Annotated in this window: 15 protein-coding genes; 6 read left to right on the plus strand and 9 right to left on the minus strand. The window is 69.4% G+C overall.

Annotated features, from left to right (window positions below):
• Positions 1 to 7 precede the first annotated feature (7 nt).
• Positions 8 to 1,372, minus strand: coding sequence for a sensor histidine kinase (locus ACKTSN_RS02505; protein WP_409474711.1), 1,365 nt, complete (start codon positions 1,370 to 1,372; stop codon positions 8 to 10).
• 58 nt (positions 1,373 to 1,430) lie between these two features.
• Positions 1,431 to 1,748, minus strand: coding sequence for a small secreted hydrophilic protein (locus ACKTSN_RS02510; protein ID WP_409467563.1), 318 nt, complete (start codon positions 1,746 to 1,748; stop codon positions 1,431 to 1,433).
• Positions 1,749 to 2,036: 288 nt separating this feature from the next.
• Here ACKTSN_RS02510 and ACKTSN_RS02515 point away from each other — a divergent pair, with 288 nt between their 5' ends.
• From ACKTSN_RS02515 to ACKTSN_RS02525, 3 genes are all read left to right on the plus strand, one after another.
• On the plus strand, positions 2,037 to 2,444 hold the full coding sequence (locus ACKTSN_RS02515) for a RidA family protein (protein ID WP_409467564.1): 408 nt from the start codon (positions 2,037 to 2,039) through the stop codon (positions 2,442 to 2,444).
• A 101-nt stretch (positions 2,445 to 2,545) separates the two neighbouring features.
• Positions 2,546 to 3,913, plus strand: a complete 1,368-nt coding sequence (locus tag ACKTSN_RS02520) for a cytochrome P450 (RefSeq protein WP_409467565.1) — start codon at positions 2,546 to 2,548, stop codon at positions 3,911 to 3,913.
• Positions 3,914 to 4,114: 201 nt separating this feature from the next.
• Positions 4,115 to 4,867, plus strand: a complete 753-nt coding sequence (locus tag ACKTSN_RS02525) for a carbonic anhydrase (RefSeq protein WP_409467566.1) — start codon at positions 4,115 to 4,117, stop codon at positions 4,865 to 4,867.
• 78 nt (positions 4,868 to 4,945) lie between these two features.
• Here the strand turns inward: ACKTSN_RS02525 and ACKTSN_RS02530 are convergent, their stop codons facing one another.
• Both ACKTSN_RS02530 and ACKTSN_RS02535 read right to left on the minus strand, forming a co-directional pair.
• Positions 4,946 to 6,073, minus strand: a complete 1,128-nt coding sequence (locus ACKTSN_RS02530; protein WP_409467567.1) for a glycoside hydrolase family 88/105 protein — start codon at positions 6,071 to 6,073, stop codon at positions 4,946 to 4,948.
• Between the two features lie 24 nt (positions 6,074 to 6,097).
• Entirely contained in the window at positions 6,098 to 7,315 is a 1,218-nt protein-coding gene (locus ACKTSN_RS02535; protein WP_409467568.1) for an alginate lyase family protein, read from the minus strand.
• Positions 7,316 to 7,503: 188 nt separating this feature from the next.
• Here ACKTSN_RS02535 and ACKTSN_RS02540 point away from each other — a divergent pair, with 188 nt between their 5' ends.
• Positions 7,504 to 9,156 (plus strand): GMC oxidoreductase, encoded by a 1,653-nt coding sequence (locus tag ACKTSN_RS02540; RefSeq protein ID WP_409467569.1) that lies wholly within the window; start codon positions 7,504 to 7,506, stop codon positions 9,154 to 9,156.
• A 45-nt stretch (positions 9,157 to 9,201) separates the two neighbouring features.
• Here the strand turns inward: ACKTSN_RS02540 and ACKTSN_RS02545 are convergent, their stop codons facing one another.
• On the minus strand, positions 9,202 to 9,627 hold the full coding sequence (locus tag ACKTSN_RS02545; RefSeq protein ID WP_409474712.1) for a carboxymuconolactone decarboxylase family protein: 426 nt from the start codon (positions 9,625 to 9,627) through the stop codon (positions 9,202 to 9,204).
• Between the two features lie 63 nt (positions 9,628 to 9,690).
• Positions 9,691 to 10,767: an NAD(P)H-dependent amine dehydrogenase family protein gene (locus ACKTSN_RS02550; protein WP_409467570.1), complete on the minus strand. Its 1,077-nt coding sequence runs from the start codon at positions 10,765 to 10,767 to the stop codon at positions 9,691 to 9,693.
• Between the two features lie 287 nt (positions 10,768 to 11,054).
• Here ACKTSN_RS02550 and ACKTSN_RS02555 point away from each other — a divergent pair, with 287 nt between their 5' ends.
• Together ACKTSN_RS02555 and ACKTSN_RS02560 are read left to right on the plus strand one after the other, a co-directional pair.
• A complete protein-coding gene (locus ACKTSN_RS02555) occupies positions 11,055 to 11,747 on the plus strand; it encodes a GAF and ANTAR domain-containing protein (protein WP_409467571.1) in 693 nt (230 codons plus the stop codon).
• Positions 11,748 to 11,954: 207 nt separating this feature from the next.
• The gene (locus ACKTSN_RS02560; protein WP_409467572.1) at positions 11,955 to 12,998 is read left to right on the plus strand and encodes a YihY/virulence factor BrkB family protein; all 1,044 of its coding nucleotides are present in this window, start codon (positions 11,955 to 11,957) and stop codon (positions 12,996 to 12,998) included.
• A 64-nt stretch (positions 12,999 to 13,062) separates the two neighbouring features.
• On the opposite strand, the gene ACKTSN_RS02565 is transcribed toward ACKTSN_RS02560, so the two are convergent.
• The 3 genes from ACKTSN_RS02565 to ACKTSN_RS02575 are packed head-to-tail and all read right to left on the minus strand — an operon-like array spanning position 13,063 to position 16,074.
• A complete protein-coding gene (locus ACKTSN_RS02565; RefSeq protein WP_409467573.1) occupies positions 13,063 to 14,553 on the minus strand; it encodes a tripartite tricarboxylate transporter permease in 1,491 nt (496 codons plus the stop codon).
• Between the two features lies 1 nt (position 14,554).
• Positions 14,555 to 15,094 (minus strand): tripartite tricarboxylate transporter TctB family protein, encoded by a 540-nt coding sequence (locus ACKTSN_RS02570; RefSeq protein WP_409467574.1) that lies wholly within the window; start codon positions 15,092 to 15,094, stop codon positions 14,555 to 14,557.
• Entirely contained in the window at positions 15,091 to 16,074 is a 984-nt protein-coding gene (locus ACKTSN_RS02575; protein ID WP_409474713.1) for a Bug family tripartite tricarboxylate transporter substrate binding protein, read from the minus strand. The genes ACKTSN_RS02570 and ACKTSN_RS02575 overlap by 4 nt, the downstream gene beginning before the upstream one ends.
• Between the last annotated feature and the right edge of the window lie 179 nt (positions 16,075 to 16,253).

Consider the following 16,253-nt stretch of genomic DNA (forward strand, 5'->3'; position numbering starts at 1 on the left):
GTGCCGTTCACGGGCGTGCCTCTTCCAGGGTGAGTACGAAGGTGGCGCCGCCGCCCTCGGTGGCGTGCAGGCGCACGCGGCCGCCGTGCGCCTCGGCGATCGCGCGGACGATGGACAGTCCGAGCCCGGCACCGGAGCCGCGGGCGCCGCGGCGGGCGGTGCCGCGCCGGAACCGTTCGAAGATGACCTCGGTGTCCTGCGACTGGACGCCGGGTCCGGAGTCGGCGACATACAGCTCCGTGCGCGAGCCGTCGCTGCGCGAGCCGATGCGGATGGTCTGACCGGGCGCGGTGTGCTGCACGGCGTTCTGCGCGAGCTGCACCATCGCCTGTGTGATGCGCTGGGGGTCCAGTTCGGCCTCGCGGTCGGCGACTTCGGCGAGCTGCCAGTCGCGGTCGCCGAGCGTGCGGGCCTTGACGTAGACGTCGGCGGTGAGCTCGGCCAGCTGGACCGGCTCGGGTGTGACGAAGTCGGGGCGCTCGGCCTTGGCGAGGAGCAGCAGGTCCTCCACGATGCGGCTCATCCGGTCCAGCTCGTCGGTGACCAGACGCAGGGTCTCCTCACGCTCGGCCGGGTCGTCGCCCATCAGTTCCAGGTGCCCGCGCACGATGGTGATCGGCGTGCGCAGCTCGTGCCCGGCGTCGTCGACGAATTCGCGCTGGGCCGCGAAGGCGCGCTCCAGCCGGTCGAGCATCGCGTTGAACGTCTCGGCGAGCGCGGCCACGTCGTCCCGGCCGCGCACCGGGATGCGCCGGGTGAGGTCCTGCTCGGTGAGCTGCGCGGCAGCCGTACGTACCAGTCGTACGGGCTTCAGGATCCGTCCGGCGACGACCCAGCCGATGCCGGTGGTCAGCACGAGGGCGACTCCGGAGATCGCGAGCAGTATGCGGAACACCGCGTTCGCGCGCTGCCGTTCGCGCTCGGGATGGAAGGCGACGACGAACGCGGCGTCCGGTTCGCTGCCGTGCCGGGCGACGGCGACCTTGGCCCAGCGGATCTCGCCCGACGCCCGGTGCAGGGTGCCGGTGGAGCCGGGCGCCTCGAAGATACGGCGCCGGGCGCCGGCGTCCTCGTACAGGGGTACGGCGACGGGAATGTCACGCGGCTGGAAGATCTGCGCGGGACCGCGGTCCGACCGGCCCACCAGCCCGATCAGTTCCTCGTCGGGGTCGGCGTTCTGCCGCTCCAGGAAGACCCGCAGCAGCCGGGCCGGATCGCTGAACGGGCGGCCGGTCGCCGGATCGACGCCCCGGTCCACGAAGTTGGTGAACTCGCCCGCCTCCTGCGCCAGCAGACCGTTGATCCGGTGGTGTGCGTCCCGCAGCAGGATCGAGCGCGTGGTCGTGGCGACCGAGGCCAGCGCGACCGCCATGACGAGCAACAGCCACAGCACGATCCGGACACGGGCGGAGACCCGCCGGCGCCGTCCGTCAGCCGTCGTCGGCTCCGTCGTCGCTTCCGTCGTCCCCGGCCGGGTGGTCTGTGGAGGGTCGGCTGCGGTCGTCATCGTCATCGTCGTCATCCGCGGGGCTGTCGGTCACTTCGGGCCTCGGGACCGCCTCGTCACTCGGGGTCGGCCCGGGCCGCGTGGGCGTGGGAGTGGCCATGGGGGAACCACTGTCCAGGTCCACCTGGGAGGGAACCTCCGGAGGGCGCGGACTGTCTGCGAGAGCGAAACTGGTCGCGGCGACACCGACGGGAATCACCACAACCGCGGCGAGGGCCGCCAACCGACGAGAGAAGACCATGCACCCGATCCTGCGGCCGGCACCGGGCGGGCAGGATGAGCGCCGGATGAGGAATTCTTCATCCACACCTGACCGCACCGGCACCTCATCAACATCTCCACCCCTCCGGCCACCGCGGCCCTGCTGCCTCCGTGCTTGGTCACCATCCGGTTCCCCAGTCACTGAAAAGTGCGTTCTTCCATGTCAACGGCAACTCTCCTACGGTTCCTGAGTAACCACAAGAGAGCACATGCTTCCTGGATCGGTGGAAGCGAGCCCACGGGCTCTCATGACAAGGAGGCAGACAGCATGGCCATCACCCTCGTGAACCCCAACGGATTGCCGAAAATCGATGTCTACCGGCAGGTGTCGATCGCATCCGGATCGAAGCTGATCTTCATCGCCGGACAGGTCTCCTGGAACGCCGAGGGGGCCACGGTCGGCGAAGGTGACCTCGCCGCTCAGGTCGAGCAGTGCTACCTCAACATCGGCACCGCCCTGGCCGAGGTCGGTGCTTCCTTCGACGACGTGGCGAAACTGACCTTCTACGTCGTCGACTGGACCCCCGACAAGATGCCCCCGCTCCTGGAGGGCATCTCCCGGGCGGCCGCAAGGCTGGGGGTCACCCCGGTCCCGCCTGCCACGCTGATAGGCGTCGCAGCACTGGACGTACCCGACCATTTGGTCGAGGTCGAAGCGACCGCGGTCATCGACTGAGAGGCCGCGCGGCGGAGGACACGCGATGATGCGGATTGCGCAGGGTAGTGATCAGGGAAGTGATACGGGCACCCGTGATCATTTCGAAGGGAGCACGACCCGTGACGCTCGTAGCGCCTCCCCCCATACCCAAAGCGGCAGGATCGTTGCCGCTGCTGGGTCATGCGGTACAGCTCATGCGCGACAATCTCGCCTTCGTCGCCTCGCTCCGAGAGAACTACGGCCCGCTCGTCGAGATCACCCTCCAGCCAGGAACCCGCACGCTGATCGTGCAGGACCCCGAGCTCATCCGCACCATGCTCGTCGACCTCGGACCCGCCCTCGACAAGGGCCGCTTCTTCGAGAAGATGGGCCAACTGCTGGGCGACTCCGTGGTCACCGCCGCCGGGCAGGAACACGTTCACAAACGACGGCAGCTGCAGCCGGCCTTCGCCCGTCCCGAGATCGCCCGCTACGTCGACATCATGCGCGGCGAGACGATCACCGCCGTCGACACCTGGACGCCGGGCCAAACCCTCGATGTGCGCGAGGCGATGGTCAAGCTCTCGCTCGACATGCTCGCCAAGACCGTCTTCTCGGGCAGCCTTGACGAGCAGACGTTCCGTCGGCTGCGCCAGGACCTGTCTGTGGTGATGAACGGCGTCGGCGCGCGCATCATGCTGCCCGACTGGGTCGAGCGACTGCCGCTGCCGTTCAACCGCCGCTTCACCGAGGCACGCGATGCCGTACGGGCAACCATCGATCGGGCGGTGGCCGAACTGCAGGCATCCGGACACGACTCCGGGGACATGCTCTCCCTGCTGTTGAGCGCACGAGACGAGGAGACCGGGCAGCAGCTGACTGGTAGCCAGATCTGTTCCGAGGTCCTCACCTTGGCGGTGGCGGGCACGGAGACCACGGCTTCGGTGCTGTCCTGGGTGCTGTACGAGCTCGCGCGCCATCCCGACATCGAGGCACGCGTCCTGGACGAACTGGACGACGTGCTGGGCGACGAGCCCGTGACCTTCGACGCCGTCACCCGGCTTCCGTACTTGGACCGGGTCATCAAGGAAGCCCTGCGGCTGCACCACACCGGATGGCTCGTCACACGGCGCACCCTCACCGAAACCCGTCTCGGGCCCTGGACAGTGCCCGCAGGAACCGAACTGGCCTACTGCCAGCACGCTTTGCACCGCGATCCGGCGTTCTTCCCCGACCCCCTCGCCTTCGACCCCGACCGGTGGCTGGACGACGAACAGACGCTGCCGCCCGGGGCGTTCCTGCCCTTCGGTGCAGGCAAGCACAAGTGCATCGGGGACAGGTTCGCGCTCACCGAGCTGATCACCGCCATCGCGACGATCGTCCGGCGGGTACGCCTCGAACTCGCACCGGGCCAGACGGTGCGCCCCATCGCCCGCGCCACAGTACGGCCCCGGACCTTGCTGATGACCGTGCGGTCCCGCCGGGACGCCGCGCTCCCTGGGGCCTGACAGGAACGGCGTTCGCACCACACCCGGGTGTTGCCGCCCGCTCGACGCGGCAACACCCGGGCTCTCTGATCGCCCGAGTTACAAGACAACCCCTGCACCCCACCAAACACAGACCAACCCGCGGCCAAGAAATCTCCATGCCGGTTCATGATTCAGTAGCGTGAACGAGCGGGCTACGGACTCGGGCATACGTTCTGCACCGTGAACTCCGATTCCACTCCCCAAAGAGCCGCCGCGGTGACTCCCGCCCGCCGCGCTCTCCTGCGCACCGCACTGACCGGTGCCGCCGCCCTCGGTACAGGCTTCGCCGTCGCCTCCCCCGCATCCGCATTCCCCGCGTCCGCCGCCTCCTCGGCCGCGCGACCGCGTCCCAGTACTCCCGGCCAGGCCCTGCGGGAGCTGGCGGCGGGCAATGTGCGGTGGCGCACCTATCGTGAGCAGCACCCGGACGAGACGCCTGCCGTCCGTCAGGCGCTGACGTCGGGTCAGCATCCCTTCGCGGTGGTGCTCGGCTGTGTCGACTCCCGTGTTCCGCCGGAGCTGGTCTTCGACCAGGGGCTCGGGGATCTGCTCACCGTGCGCACGGCCGGTGAGGTGCTGGACGAGGCGGTGCTCGGCAGCGTCGCGTACGGGGTGCTCGAACTGGGGATACCGCTGGTCCTGGTGCTCGGGCACCAGTCGTGCGGTGCCGTGCGGGCCGCCGTGGACGCCGACGAGTCCGGGGAGCCACTGCCCGCCCACATCCAGTACCTTGCCGACCAGATAGCACCGGCCATAGACCACACCAAGGAGGGCGACGCCCGCGTCGACGCGGCGATCGACGCGAACGTACGGCTCGTCCGTTCGCGACTCGCGGCCGAGCCCGACCTCGCCGCCAAGGTGAGCGTCGGCCAACTCGCCATCGTCGGCGCCCGTTACGAGCTGACCAGCCAGGTCGTGCACCGCATCGCCTGACGTTCGGACGCCGGGGCGCGCGGGAACATGTGGCCGCGCGCCCCGACCTGAGGCGCCCCACTCGCCCGGACGGTCTCCTCAGGGGTCCAGCCGGGCCAACTCGGTGCCGGCGAGCAGGAATGCGCCCACCCCGAAGTCGGCCGTGGTGTCGTAGGTGACGGGCTGGCTGGACTCGGGACGGTCGCCGACGTTCTGGACGTGGCCGAGGAAACCGTCGGGGTGGACCGCCGTGGTGACGAGGCCCTGCCAGGCCCGGGCGACGACCGGGAGGTACGTGCTCCGGGGGACGAGACCGGCTCGGATCGCGTACGCGGTGCCGTGGAGGAAGAAGGAGGTGCCGCTGGTCTCGGGGCCGGGCAGGTGGTCCGGGTCGGCGAGGTTGACGTTCCAGAAGCCGTCCTGGCGCTGGACCCGGGACACGGCCGACACGAGGTGCACGAGGGTCTGCCGGTATTCGGCGGTGTGCGGTTGTCCCGGTGGGAGGGCCTTGAGGGTCTTGGTGTGGCCGGCGGTCACCCAGCCGTTGCCGCGGGACCACAGCACCGGCTTGCCGGTCGGTGAGAGGATCCCTCCGGGCAGGAACCGCTTGTCGCGGTACCACAGGCCGGTCGCCTTGTCGTGGAGACCCGGGCCGCCCTCGGTGCGCTTGGTGTGGTGGTAGAGGGCGTACAGCTTGTCCCAGTACCGCGGGTCGCCGCGGAGAGCGCCGATGCGGGCGAACGGCGGCATGGCCATGTGCAGGGCGTCGTCCCACCACCAGTCGTCGTTCTTCTCCGGGCGGCCCGTGTACACCATGCGGTGCAACGACGCCTCGATGGCGGCGAGTTTGCCTTCCTCCGGCTCGATCTCGTACAGGTCGAGGTAGGCCTGCCCGGCGTTGTGGTTGTCCGCGTGGCGGGTGGTGACCCCGCCCTTGAGGCCGTAGGCGTGCTTCTCCGCCCAGTTCCTTGCGTACGTCAGGTAGCGGGGGCTGCCGGTGAGTCGGTGCAGGGCGAGCAGTCCGCTGAAGAAGGTGGCGTTGGCCCAGCCGTTGTCGCCGGGATCCTGGTGCGCGGCGATCCAGTGGTCGGCCACGCGGCGGAGGACGGCGATGACGTCGGTCCTCGACGGCAGGCTCGTCGTGCGGGCGGCGGCGGGTGCGGCGGCCGGGAGTGCGGAGCCGGTGGCGAGTGCGGTGGCGCCGGTGAGTAAGCGGCGCCGGTTCATGAGGCAACTCCTTTCTGCCGCTGATCAGTTGGGGTTGTCGCCGTGTGTGAGCGTCTCCCAGGCCACGAACAGGTTGTTGCTGCCGGCCGGGCGGTTTCGCTCGGTCAGTGCCTGGGTGTTGGTCATGGCGTGGCCGAGCCGGTTGTGCATCGCGTTGTAGCCGACCTCGGTCACCGGGCCGAGTCCGAGGTGCAGGGAACCGCCGCACAGCCAGGCCGGGACGGCTGCGCCCAGCTCGTACTTGGCCTGGAAGCCGAGCGCGTGGCGCAGCCGTTCGCCGACGTCGGTGCCGTAGAGGTCCTGACCCTGGATCCGGCTGGTCTCGGCGACGTGCGAGATCGCGGAGATGCCGTATCCCGCATGGGTGAAGTCCCGGCAGGTCTCCTGGGTGAGGCCGGTGACGAAGGTGGACTGGCCCTGCCAGTAGTTGACGATTTTCTCGCGGGTGTTGAGGTTCTGGCTGGGGACGGTCTTCGGCAGTTCCCCGTCGGAGGAGAGGTAGACGTAGGCGGCCGTGCGGGTGCGGAACTTCGCCATCGCCTTGTCGTACGACGCCTTGTCCTCGAGGAAGACGGAGATGCCGATCGCGGCCTCCATCATCGACAGTTCCCAGTTCCCGTTGGAGTTGGAGCCGTTGATGACCTCGGGCAGGTAGACGGTGCGGAGCATGGTGGCGAAGCGGCCGGAGTTGGCCCAGGTGCCGGTGTACGTGTACTTGATGATCTCGGCGGCCTTCGGCCAGGAGGAGCCGGCCCAGCCGGTCTGCAGGGGTGCGTTGCTGTTGGTGTGGTCCTGGATCACGGCCGACCAGGCGTCCATCAGCTCGATGGCCTTCTTCGCGTGCCGCTCGTCGCGGGTGATGTACCAGGCGAGCGCGTGGGTGTAGGCGGCGATCGCGTCCTCGCGCTCGTCGGTGCAGCCGTTGTTGGGGTTGGAGTACGAGCCGCACTCGACGATCGCGCGGGGTTTGGGTGTGCGGTTCAGGTCGGCGTACTTGCTCGCCGTCATCCGGTCGAAGGCGCCCTTCCAGGGCTGGGCGCCGGAGTTGACTTTGTTTCGGGTGAAGTCCAACTGGCTCCGGGAGACGGTCACTCCGGGGTGAACGAAGGTGGCCGGGGCGGCGTCGGCGTGGGGTGCGCCGGGCCAGGTGAGCAGTCCCGCGACGAGGGCGGTGGTGGTGGCTCCCAGGGTGAGGAGGGATGCACGGGACTTGCGGCGGTGTCGGACGGGGGCGTGTGACATGCGAGTCCGTTCTTCTATGTGAACGACAGGTGGGGGGCTGAACACGCGCGCTGGCCGAGACCATAGGTACGGACCAAGATTTCGTCAAGGGGTGGAGAAAGAGGGCAAGTTACTTCCGGGTGTGTCGTGACTTATCGCGCAAGTGGCAGTAAAACCCGCTTCGACCACTCGAAGCAGAGGAGTGCTGCATGAGCGCTGACCTCCAGAACAGAGGCCATCACAGAGGGAGTTCCCGCCGTCGATTCATCGTTGGAGCCAGTTCTGTTCTTGGTGCGGCTGCGATCGGGAGCAGCAACACCCCCACTCCCGCCTCGGCGGCTGCGCCCCGAAGCGGCAGCGCCGTCATCGAACCGGATGCCCGCGTTCCCGCCCTGGTGATCGGCAGCGGATACGGCGGCTCGGTCGCCGCGCTGCGACTCGCTCAGGCGGGCGTCGACGTCCACATCGTCGAGATGGGAATGGCCTGGGACACCCCGGGCCCGGACGGCAAGATCTTCGCCAACACGACCAGCCCCGACTACCGGTCCTTCTGGCTGCGCACCCGCACCAGACAACCCCTGAGCAACTTCCTGGGCTATCCGCTCGACAAGGACGTACCCCGCTACACCGGAATCCTGGACGCCGAGGACATGGGCGGGATCATCGTCTATCAGGGACGCGGTGTCGGCGGCGGGTCACTGGTCAACGGCGGCATGGCCGTCACGCCGAAACGGGAGAACTTCGGTGCCGTCCTGCCCTCGGTCGACGCCGACGAGATGTACGACGTGTACTACCCGCGCGCCAACACCGGCCTCGGCGTCAGCACCATCGACCCGGCGTGGTTCGAGACCGCCGCGTGCTACCAGTACGCCCGCGTCGGCCGAAAGCACGCCGAACGTTCCGGTTTCCCGTTCCTCTTCGTACCCGACGTCTACGACTGGGACTACATGAAGCAGGAGGCCGCCGGTACGGTCCCCAGGTCGGCGCTGGCCGGAGAGATCCTGTACGGCAACAACCACGGGAAGAAAACCCTGCAGAAGACCTATCTCTCCCAGGCCGGAGCCACGGGAAGGGTCACCGTCTCGCCCCTGCACCGCGTCACGACGGTCACTCCCGCGGCCACCGGCGGCTACCGGGTCGGTATCGAGCAACTCGACACCGCCGGCGCCGTCACGGCGACGAAGACGGTGACCGCGGACCGCGTGTTCTTCGCCGCCGGCAGCGTGGGAACCAGCAAACTGCTGGTCCGGCTGAAAGCAACCGGTGCGCTGCCCGGGCTGAACGGCGAGGTCGGCAAGGGCTGGGGCGACAACGGCAATGTCATGTGCGGGCGCGCCAACCACATGTGGGATCCGACCGGCGCCCTGCAGTCCGCCATTCCCACCGCCGGAATCGACAACTGGGCCGGGGGCGGAGCATTCGCGGAAGTCGCCCCGCTGCCCACGGGAATCGAGACCTACGCCTCGTTCTATCTGTCGATCACCAAGAACCCGCACCGCGCCCAGTTCTCCTGGAACGCGGCGAGCGGGAAAGTGGAACTGAACTGGCAGACGGCCTGGAAACAGCCGTCCATCGACATGGCCAAGTCCATATTCGACCGGATCAACGCCAAAGAGGGGACGATCTACCGGACCGATCTCTTCGGCGCGTACAAGATCTGGGGCGACCACCTCACGTACCACCCTCTGGGCGGTGCGGTGCTCAGCAGGGCGACGGACAACTACGGCCGCCTGCACGGCCATTCGGGTCTCTACGTCATCGACGGTTCGCTGATCCCCGGCAACACGAGCGTCAATCCCTTCGTCACCATCACGGCGCTCGCCGAACGGAACATCGAAGAGATCATCGCCGCTGATCTGTGATCGTCCGCCCTCCGGCGGGCCGGGGCCCCGTGGCCTCGGCCCGCCTCACGGCCGGGGCAGGACGCAGACCGTGTCGAGCCCGAGCACGTGGTTGAGTCGGCCGAACGCCAGCCACGACCCGATGCTCATGCTCAACTCCACGATCTCGGCCTGGCTGTAGTGCGCCGTCATCCGGCTCCAGAACTCCTCGTCGAGGTGGTGATGGTCCAAGGCGTAGCGTTCGGCGTACTCGGCGGCCAGCCGGGTCCGTTCGTCGAAGGCGTCCGTGGTGCGCCAGGAGGCGACGGCGTCGGCGAAGTCCTCGCCGACCTTCCGTCCGTCCCGCTCGGTGCGCCAGTCCAGGCAGAAGGCGCAGCCGTTGATCTGCGCGACGCGCAGCCGCGCGGCCTCGAACTCGTTCAGGCCCAGGGTCGTGTGGGCGTACACGGCCAGCGAGAAGTTCGATGCGGCCATGCCGATTTCGGGGACCATCTCCCCCCACACGTACGGGATGGGGTCAGCTTCGTCGGGGATGTCGATGCGCAGGGTCACCGCTCAGGTCCTTCCCAGTCGGCCGGCTGCCGGGCGCAGCGGGACGTCGAGCGCGTCATAGAGGCCGGGCTCGGCCTCGGTGAGCCAGTCGATGGCGTTCACCAGCCGGCCGACGGCGGTGGCGTTGCCGCCCGCCGACCGGTTCTCGCCCTCGTCGGTCGCCGTGACGGTGACCTCGATGCGGGGGCGGCCCTCGATGATCACCCGGTGTGCTCCCGCACCGCCGTCGGGGGGTGCGGGCCAGTCCGGGGCACAGGACGCGTGGATGCGTGTGACGTGTTCGATGACGATACAGGGCCGGCCGTCGACGATGCCCTGCACCTCGAAGCGCACCGCGCCCTGGGTACCGGCCTCGAACTCCCCCATCGTCGGGGTGGTGACGGTGGTTTCGAGCGCGCGTCGCTCCAGCGTCTCGCGCATCTCGTCGAGTTCGACGCCGAGCGCCTTGGCCATCATGCGGATCTGCCCACCCCACACCGTCGTCGGCACGCTCTCGGCGAGCATGAGCGGCTGGTAGTCCATCGGGCGGCCCATGCCCACCAGATTCCGTACGGATTCCTCTTGTTCGTAGGTGGAGTAGTCGAAGATCTCCTGGCAGCGGACCGCGTCGATGCGCGAGCCGAGTCCGCTGATCAGCAGGGGCAAGGTGTCGTTCGCCCAGCCGGGGTCCACCCCGGACACGAACAGCGACCCGCCGCCGGCCGAGACGGCCTCCAGCAGCGGGTCCCTGATCTCGGGCGGGGCGTTGCGCACGTCGTACATCCCGTACACCGACGCAGTGACGACCACCGCCCCGGCCCGAACGGCTCGACCGATGTCCGCCAGCGCCCCGTCCGGCCGTATGTCACCCGACGCCGCGTACACCACGGCGCGCGGCCCGGCCGCGAGAACCGACGTCACGTCATCGGTCGCCGACACCCCAAGGCGCCGCCCCAGCCCGCCCAGATCGCCCGCGTCCCGGCCGACCTTGGCGGGGTCGGCCACCAGCACGGCCGCAAGATCCAGCGCCGGATGCGCGTCGACCGCGCGGATGGCCGCACGGCCGACATTCCCCGTACCCCACACAACCGTGGAAATCATGGGCGGAGGGTAACGAGACGGCGCAAAGGTTCCCAGAGTCGTGCACGGATTCCGTCCGGGCCTTCCGCGCCACGCCCGCAGAAACGGGAGCGATCGTACGCGGTGGTCATGATCGCCGTACCGAACAGGGCCGCGGCCGAGCGGTACGCTGCGGCTAGGGCGGCCGGGTCGGCGCTCTGGCCGGCGTGAGCAGTTGGGTTCCGGTGGCCGGGCCCGACGGGCCGGTCCCGACGATCGACGTTCGGCTCCTTCCGCAGCGAAGGTACGAGGAGCGGAAGGTGGGCGCGATGGAGTGGCGTGAGTTCGCCGAACAGATGGCGGGGCTCGCCCGGCACCTGCTGGCGCAGAACTCCCCGCAGGACACGCTGGACGAGATCGCCTCGAGTGCCGTCGAGCTGATCGAGGGATGCGAGGCGGCGGGTGTCCTCGCCCTGCGCAAGGGGTGCGCGGTGACCCTCTCCTCGTGCGGGGAGATGGGGAAGGAGTCCGACCGGTTGCAGGGCGAACTGGGTGAGGGCCCCTGTTTTGACGCCGCCCGGCGTACCGACGGCGAGCGGTTGTTCCGCATCACCGACATGACGAGGCCGCAGCCGCACTGGCCGCGTTTCGCGTCGGCGGCCCGGGAGCTGGGCGTGGGCAGCATGATGGGCTTCCTGCTCTACACGCTGGAGGAGGACTTCGGCGCCCTGAACTTCTACTCCTCCCGCCCGGGAGCGTTCGGTCCGGAGAGCGAGACGGCCGGCTGGCTGCTCGCCTCCCATGCCGCCGTCGCCCTGGCCAGTGCCCGCGCGGTGGACCAGCTGGAGCACGCCCTGGACACCCGTCACGCGATCGGCGAGGCGATGGGCATCCTGCGGGAGCGCCATCACCTCAGCGAGGAAGAAGCCTTCGACGTGCTGCGCCGCATCTCCCAGACGCACAACATCAAGCTCCGCGACGTGGCCCAGTCCATCCGCGCCAAGGCCGTCCCGGAAAGCTGACCGAGGCCGATCGGCGACCTTTCATCGGGGGTACGCGGAGGGCACACGAAGCCGGCGCCGCGGATTCGGCTTCGTGAGGTGTCGTGGTTCGGACCAGAGCCACGGCACCGCTCGGCGCGCCGACGCCACGGCCCGCCATCGTCCGTCACTCTCCGCGGCCCACGTGACGGCCGACTGAAGTACGGGGCCGAGGGTTACTCGGCACGCATGACGAAACTCCATCTTCCCGGGCGAAAGGATCACGGCGACCGGAGTCCGGCGCCGAAGGAGGCCGGGCCGGGGCCGGAGGTGGACCGGGCGGCACCGGATGCGCCGACGCACCTGCCGAAGCGGTCGTGGGGTGCGGTGCTGAAGGGAAGCCTGCGGGAGTTCAAGGACGACGAGCTGACCGACCGCGCGGCGGCGCTGACCTACTACGGCGTGCTGTCGCTGTTCCCGGCGCTGCTGGTGCTGGTGTCACTGCTGGGCATCGCCGGTCCGTCGGTCACGGACAAGGTGCTGGACAACGTCCGGCAGCTCGCGCCGGGCCCGGCCCGGGACATCATCGTCCGGGCCGTGGAGCAACTGCAGAACACCGCCAGCACCGGCACGATCGTGGCCGTCGTCGGCCTGGTGCTGGCGGTGTGGTCCGCGTCGGGCTATGTGGCGGCTTTCATGCGCGCCGCGAACGCCGTCTACGACATTCCCGAGGGACGTCCGGCGTGGAAGGTCCTGCCCATCCGCGTGACACTGACCGTCGTACTGATGGTACTGACCATGATCAGCTCGCTGATCGTGGTCTTCACCGGCGGTCTGGCCCGCCGGGCCGGGGACATCATCGGCCTCGGGGACACCGCCTTGACGGTGTGGTCGATCGCCAAGTGGCCCGTGCTGGTCTTCCTGGTCACGTTCATGATCGCGATCCTGTACTGGGCGAGCCCCAACGCCAAGGTGAAGGGCTGGCGGTGGATCACCCCGGGCAGCTTCCTCGCCCTCGTGATCTGGCTGATCGCCTCCGCCGGCTTCGCGTTCTACGTCGCCAACTTCGGCTCGTACAACAAGACGTACGGGACCATGGCCGGCGTCATCGTCTTCCTGATCTGGCTGTGGATCTCCAATCTGGCGATCCTGCTGGGCCTGGAGTTCGATGCCGAGATCGCACGCCAGCGGGCCATCGTCGGCGGGCATCCGCCCGAGGCCGAGCCCTACATCGAGCCACGCGACACCCGGGCCTGGGACGAGGCCGACCGGCGCCGGGCGGACGACACGTGATCGGCCGTGCCTTTCGGCGGTGCCCGGGGGCCGCGCGGCGCATCCGCGCGGCCCCCGGTGTGCCTCAGGACGTGCCCGGACGGCGCACGAAGCGCTTCAGCAGCGGCCAGGCCAGCAGTACGACGATCACCGCGTACACCGTCACCGCGAACGGCGTGTCGACCAGACCGGAGACGCTGCCGTCGCTGATCTGCAGGGCGCGGCGGAGCTGCTGCTCGGCGTTCGGGCCGAGGATGACCCCGATGACGGCGGGCAGTACGGGCAGGCCGTAGCGACGCATACCGAATCCGATCAGGCCGATGATCAGCAGGATCACCAGGTCGACGACCTCGCCGCCCACCGCGTAGGCGCCGACCGCGGCGAAGAACAGGATCCCCGCGTAGAGGTACGGCCGCGGAATACGCAGCAGTTTCGCCCAGACCGGCGCGAGCGGCAGGTTCAGGGCGAGCAGCAGCACCATGCCGACGAACAGGGAGGCGATCAGGCCCCACACCAGCTCGGGTTCGCGTTCGAACAGCAGCGGGCCGGGCTGGATGCCGTACTGCTGGAACGCGGCGAGCATGACCGCCGCGACCGCGGTGGTGGGCAGGCCCAGCGTCAGCATCGACACCAGCGTGCCCGCCGCCGAGGCCGACGCGGCGGACTCCGGTCCGGCGACGCCCTCGATCGCGCCCTTGCCCCACTCGTCCTTGTGCTTCGACAGGCGCTTCTCCGTGACGTACGACAGGAAGGTGGGAATCTCCGCACCGCCCGCCGGGATCGCCCCGAAGGGGAAGCCGATGAACGGGCCGCGCAGCCAGGACTTCCAGGTCCGCTGCACATCGCCCCGTCCCAGCCAGGGGCGGCCGACCGGGATCGCCTCGCCGGGCCTGCGCCGCAGGTGGGCGGCGACCCACAGGGCCTCGCCGATGGCGAAGAGGCCTACCGCGACGATCACGACGTCGATGCCGTCGGCGAGTTGGAGCGATCCGAAGGTGAGCCGCTGCTGCCCGGTCATCTGGTCCAGACCGACCAGGCCGAGGGTGAGGCCGATCAGCAGAGAGGCGAGCCCGCGGATGCGGGAGGAACCGAGCACGGAGGTCACCGCGATGAAGGCGAGGACCATGATGGCGAAGTAGTCGGGGGCGCCGATGTCGACGGCGAGTTCGGCGACCGTGGGGGCGAGCGCGACCAGCAGGATCGTGCCGGCCATGCCGCCGGCGAAGTGGCCGATGGCGGCGGCCGCCAGCGCCTGTGCGCCGCGCCCTGCCTTGGCCATCGGGTTGCCTTCCATGGCGGCGACCACGGCGGCGCTCTCTCCGGGGGTGTTGAGCAGGATCGAGGTCGTCGAACCGCCGAACATGGCGCCGTAGTAGATGCCCGCGAACATGATGAACGCGCCGATGGGATCCAGCCCGTACGTCACGGGGAGCAGCAGCGCCACCGCCATGGCCGGTCCGATGCCGGGCAGCACGCCGATCGCGGTGCCGAGGAGCACGCCGAGGGCGGCCCAGAGGAGGTTGAGCGGGGTCAGTGCCGTACCGAAGCCGTCCAGAAGGGAGTTGAGGGCGTCCATCTCAGAGCACTCCCATCAGGGGGCCGCCGGGCAGCGGCACTCCGAGCAGGTTGTTGAACACGACGTAGGTGACGAGGGAGAGGCCGGCCGCGATGAGCGGGTCACGGTCGGTGTGGCGGCTGCCGAGCGCGAAAGCGGCTCCCCAGAAGAGGAGGGCGCCCGCGATGGGGAAACCGAGGGGTTCGATCAGGACGGCGGTGCCCAGGAAGACTCCGGCGAGCAGCAGCACGGTGCGCCAGTCGGCGGGTTCGGACAGGTCGATGTCCTCGCCGGTCTCGGCCTGGCCGCGGCCGCCGCGCAGGACGTCCACGGCGAGCAGGGCGGCGATGAGCAGCAGTCCGGCGCCCACGACGATCGGTACGGTCTTCGGTCCGACGGGTCCGCGCTGGGCGATGTCGACGTCCATGGTGAGGGCGTCGGTCAGGACGAGCACGCCGAGGGCCAGCAGCAGGACGCAGACGCCGAGTTCGGAGTGCTCGCGCAGCCAGGAGCGGTGCGTCGGCGCGGGCGCCGGAGGAGTGTCGGTGGTCTGCGTCGTCACAGTCCGAGCTCCTTCAGTACCGAGACCACGCGCTGGTCCTGGGCGTCCAGGAACGCGCCGAACTTCTCGCCGGTGAGGAAGGCGTCGTCCCAGCCGTTCTGCTTCAGGGACTTCTGCCACTCGGGTGAGTCGTGGAGTTCCTCGATCAGTCGGACGAGCTTGTCGCGCTCGGCGTCGGAGAGACCGGGCGGCGCGACGATGCCGCGCCAGTTGGTGAAGTTCACGTCGTAGCCCGCCTCCTGGAGTGTGGGCGCGTCGAGGCCGTCGACGCGCTCGGGGCCGGTGACCGCGAGCAGCCGCAGCTCCCCCGCCTTGATCTGGTCGAGGTACTCGCCGACGCCGGAGACGCCGAAAGCGACCTTGTTGCCGAGGATCGAGGCGAGCAGTTCACCGCCGCCGTCGAAGGGGATGTAGTTGACCTCCTTCGGGGCGATGCCGGCGGCCCGCGCCATCAGCATCGGCGCGAGATGGTCGGGTCCGCCCGGCGAGGATCCGCCACCGACGGGGAGCTTGCCGGGGTCGGCCTTCCAGGCGTCGACGAGGTCGTCGATCGTCTTGTACGGGGAGTCCTTGGCGACCACGACGACGTCCTGCTCCTCGGTGAGCCGGGCGATCGGGGTGGTGTCGGCGAGGGTCTTGGGCGCGTGGTTGGAGCGGACGGCGCCGACGACGCCGAGCCCCATCGACATCGCGAGCTTGCCGTTGCCGTGCTCGCTCACCAGGCGGGTCAGGCCGACGGTGCCGCCGGCGCCGGGCAGGTTGAACACCTCGACGTTGGGTGTGAGACCGGCGTCCTCGGCGTTCTTCGCGGCCGTGCGGGCCGTGATGTCGTAGCCGCCGCCGGGCGTGTTGGGGACCATGAAGCGCAGTCCCGGGATCTGTGTGCCGGTTTCGGCGCCGCTGCCGGTGCTCAGCAGGGGCGGTCCCAGGAGCAGGAGTACGGCGGCCCCGAGCAGGGCGAGGGGGGTGCGCAGGCGCACTGGTGCCACCACCTGTCGGTTCGTGGATGCGGTTCGGGAAGGCCCTGTGGGGGAGGGTGATGCGGGCCACATGGTGCCTGCGTGTCGACGGCCTGTCTCGCTTCCGGAACCAACGGAGGTTTTGGTCTTTGTGTCAGCGCCCGGGTTGCCGACCGATCTCTTTCCTCCGGCGCAGGTGG

Source organism: Streptomyces flavusporus (assembly GCF_046267975.1).
GTDB lineage: Bacteria > Actinomycetota > Actinomycetes > Streptomycetales > Streptomycetaceae > Streptomyces > Streptomyces flavusporus.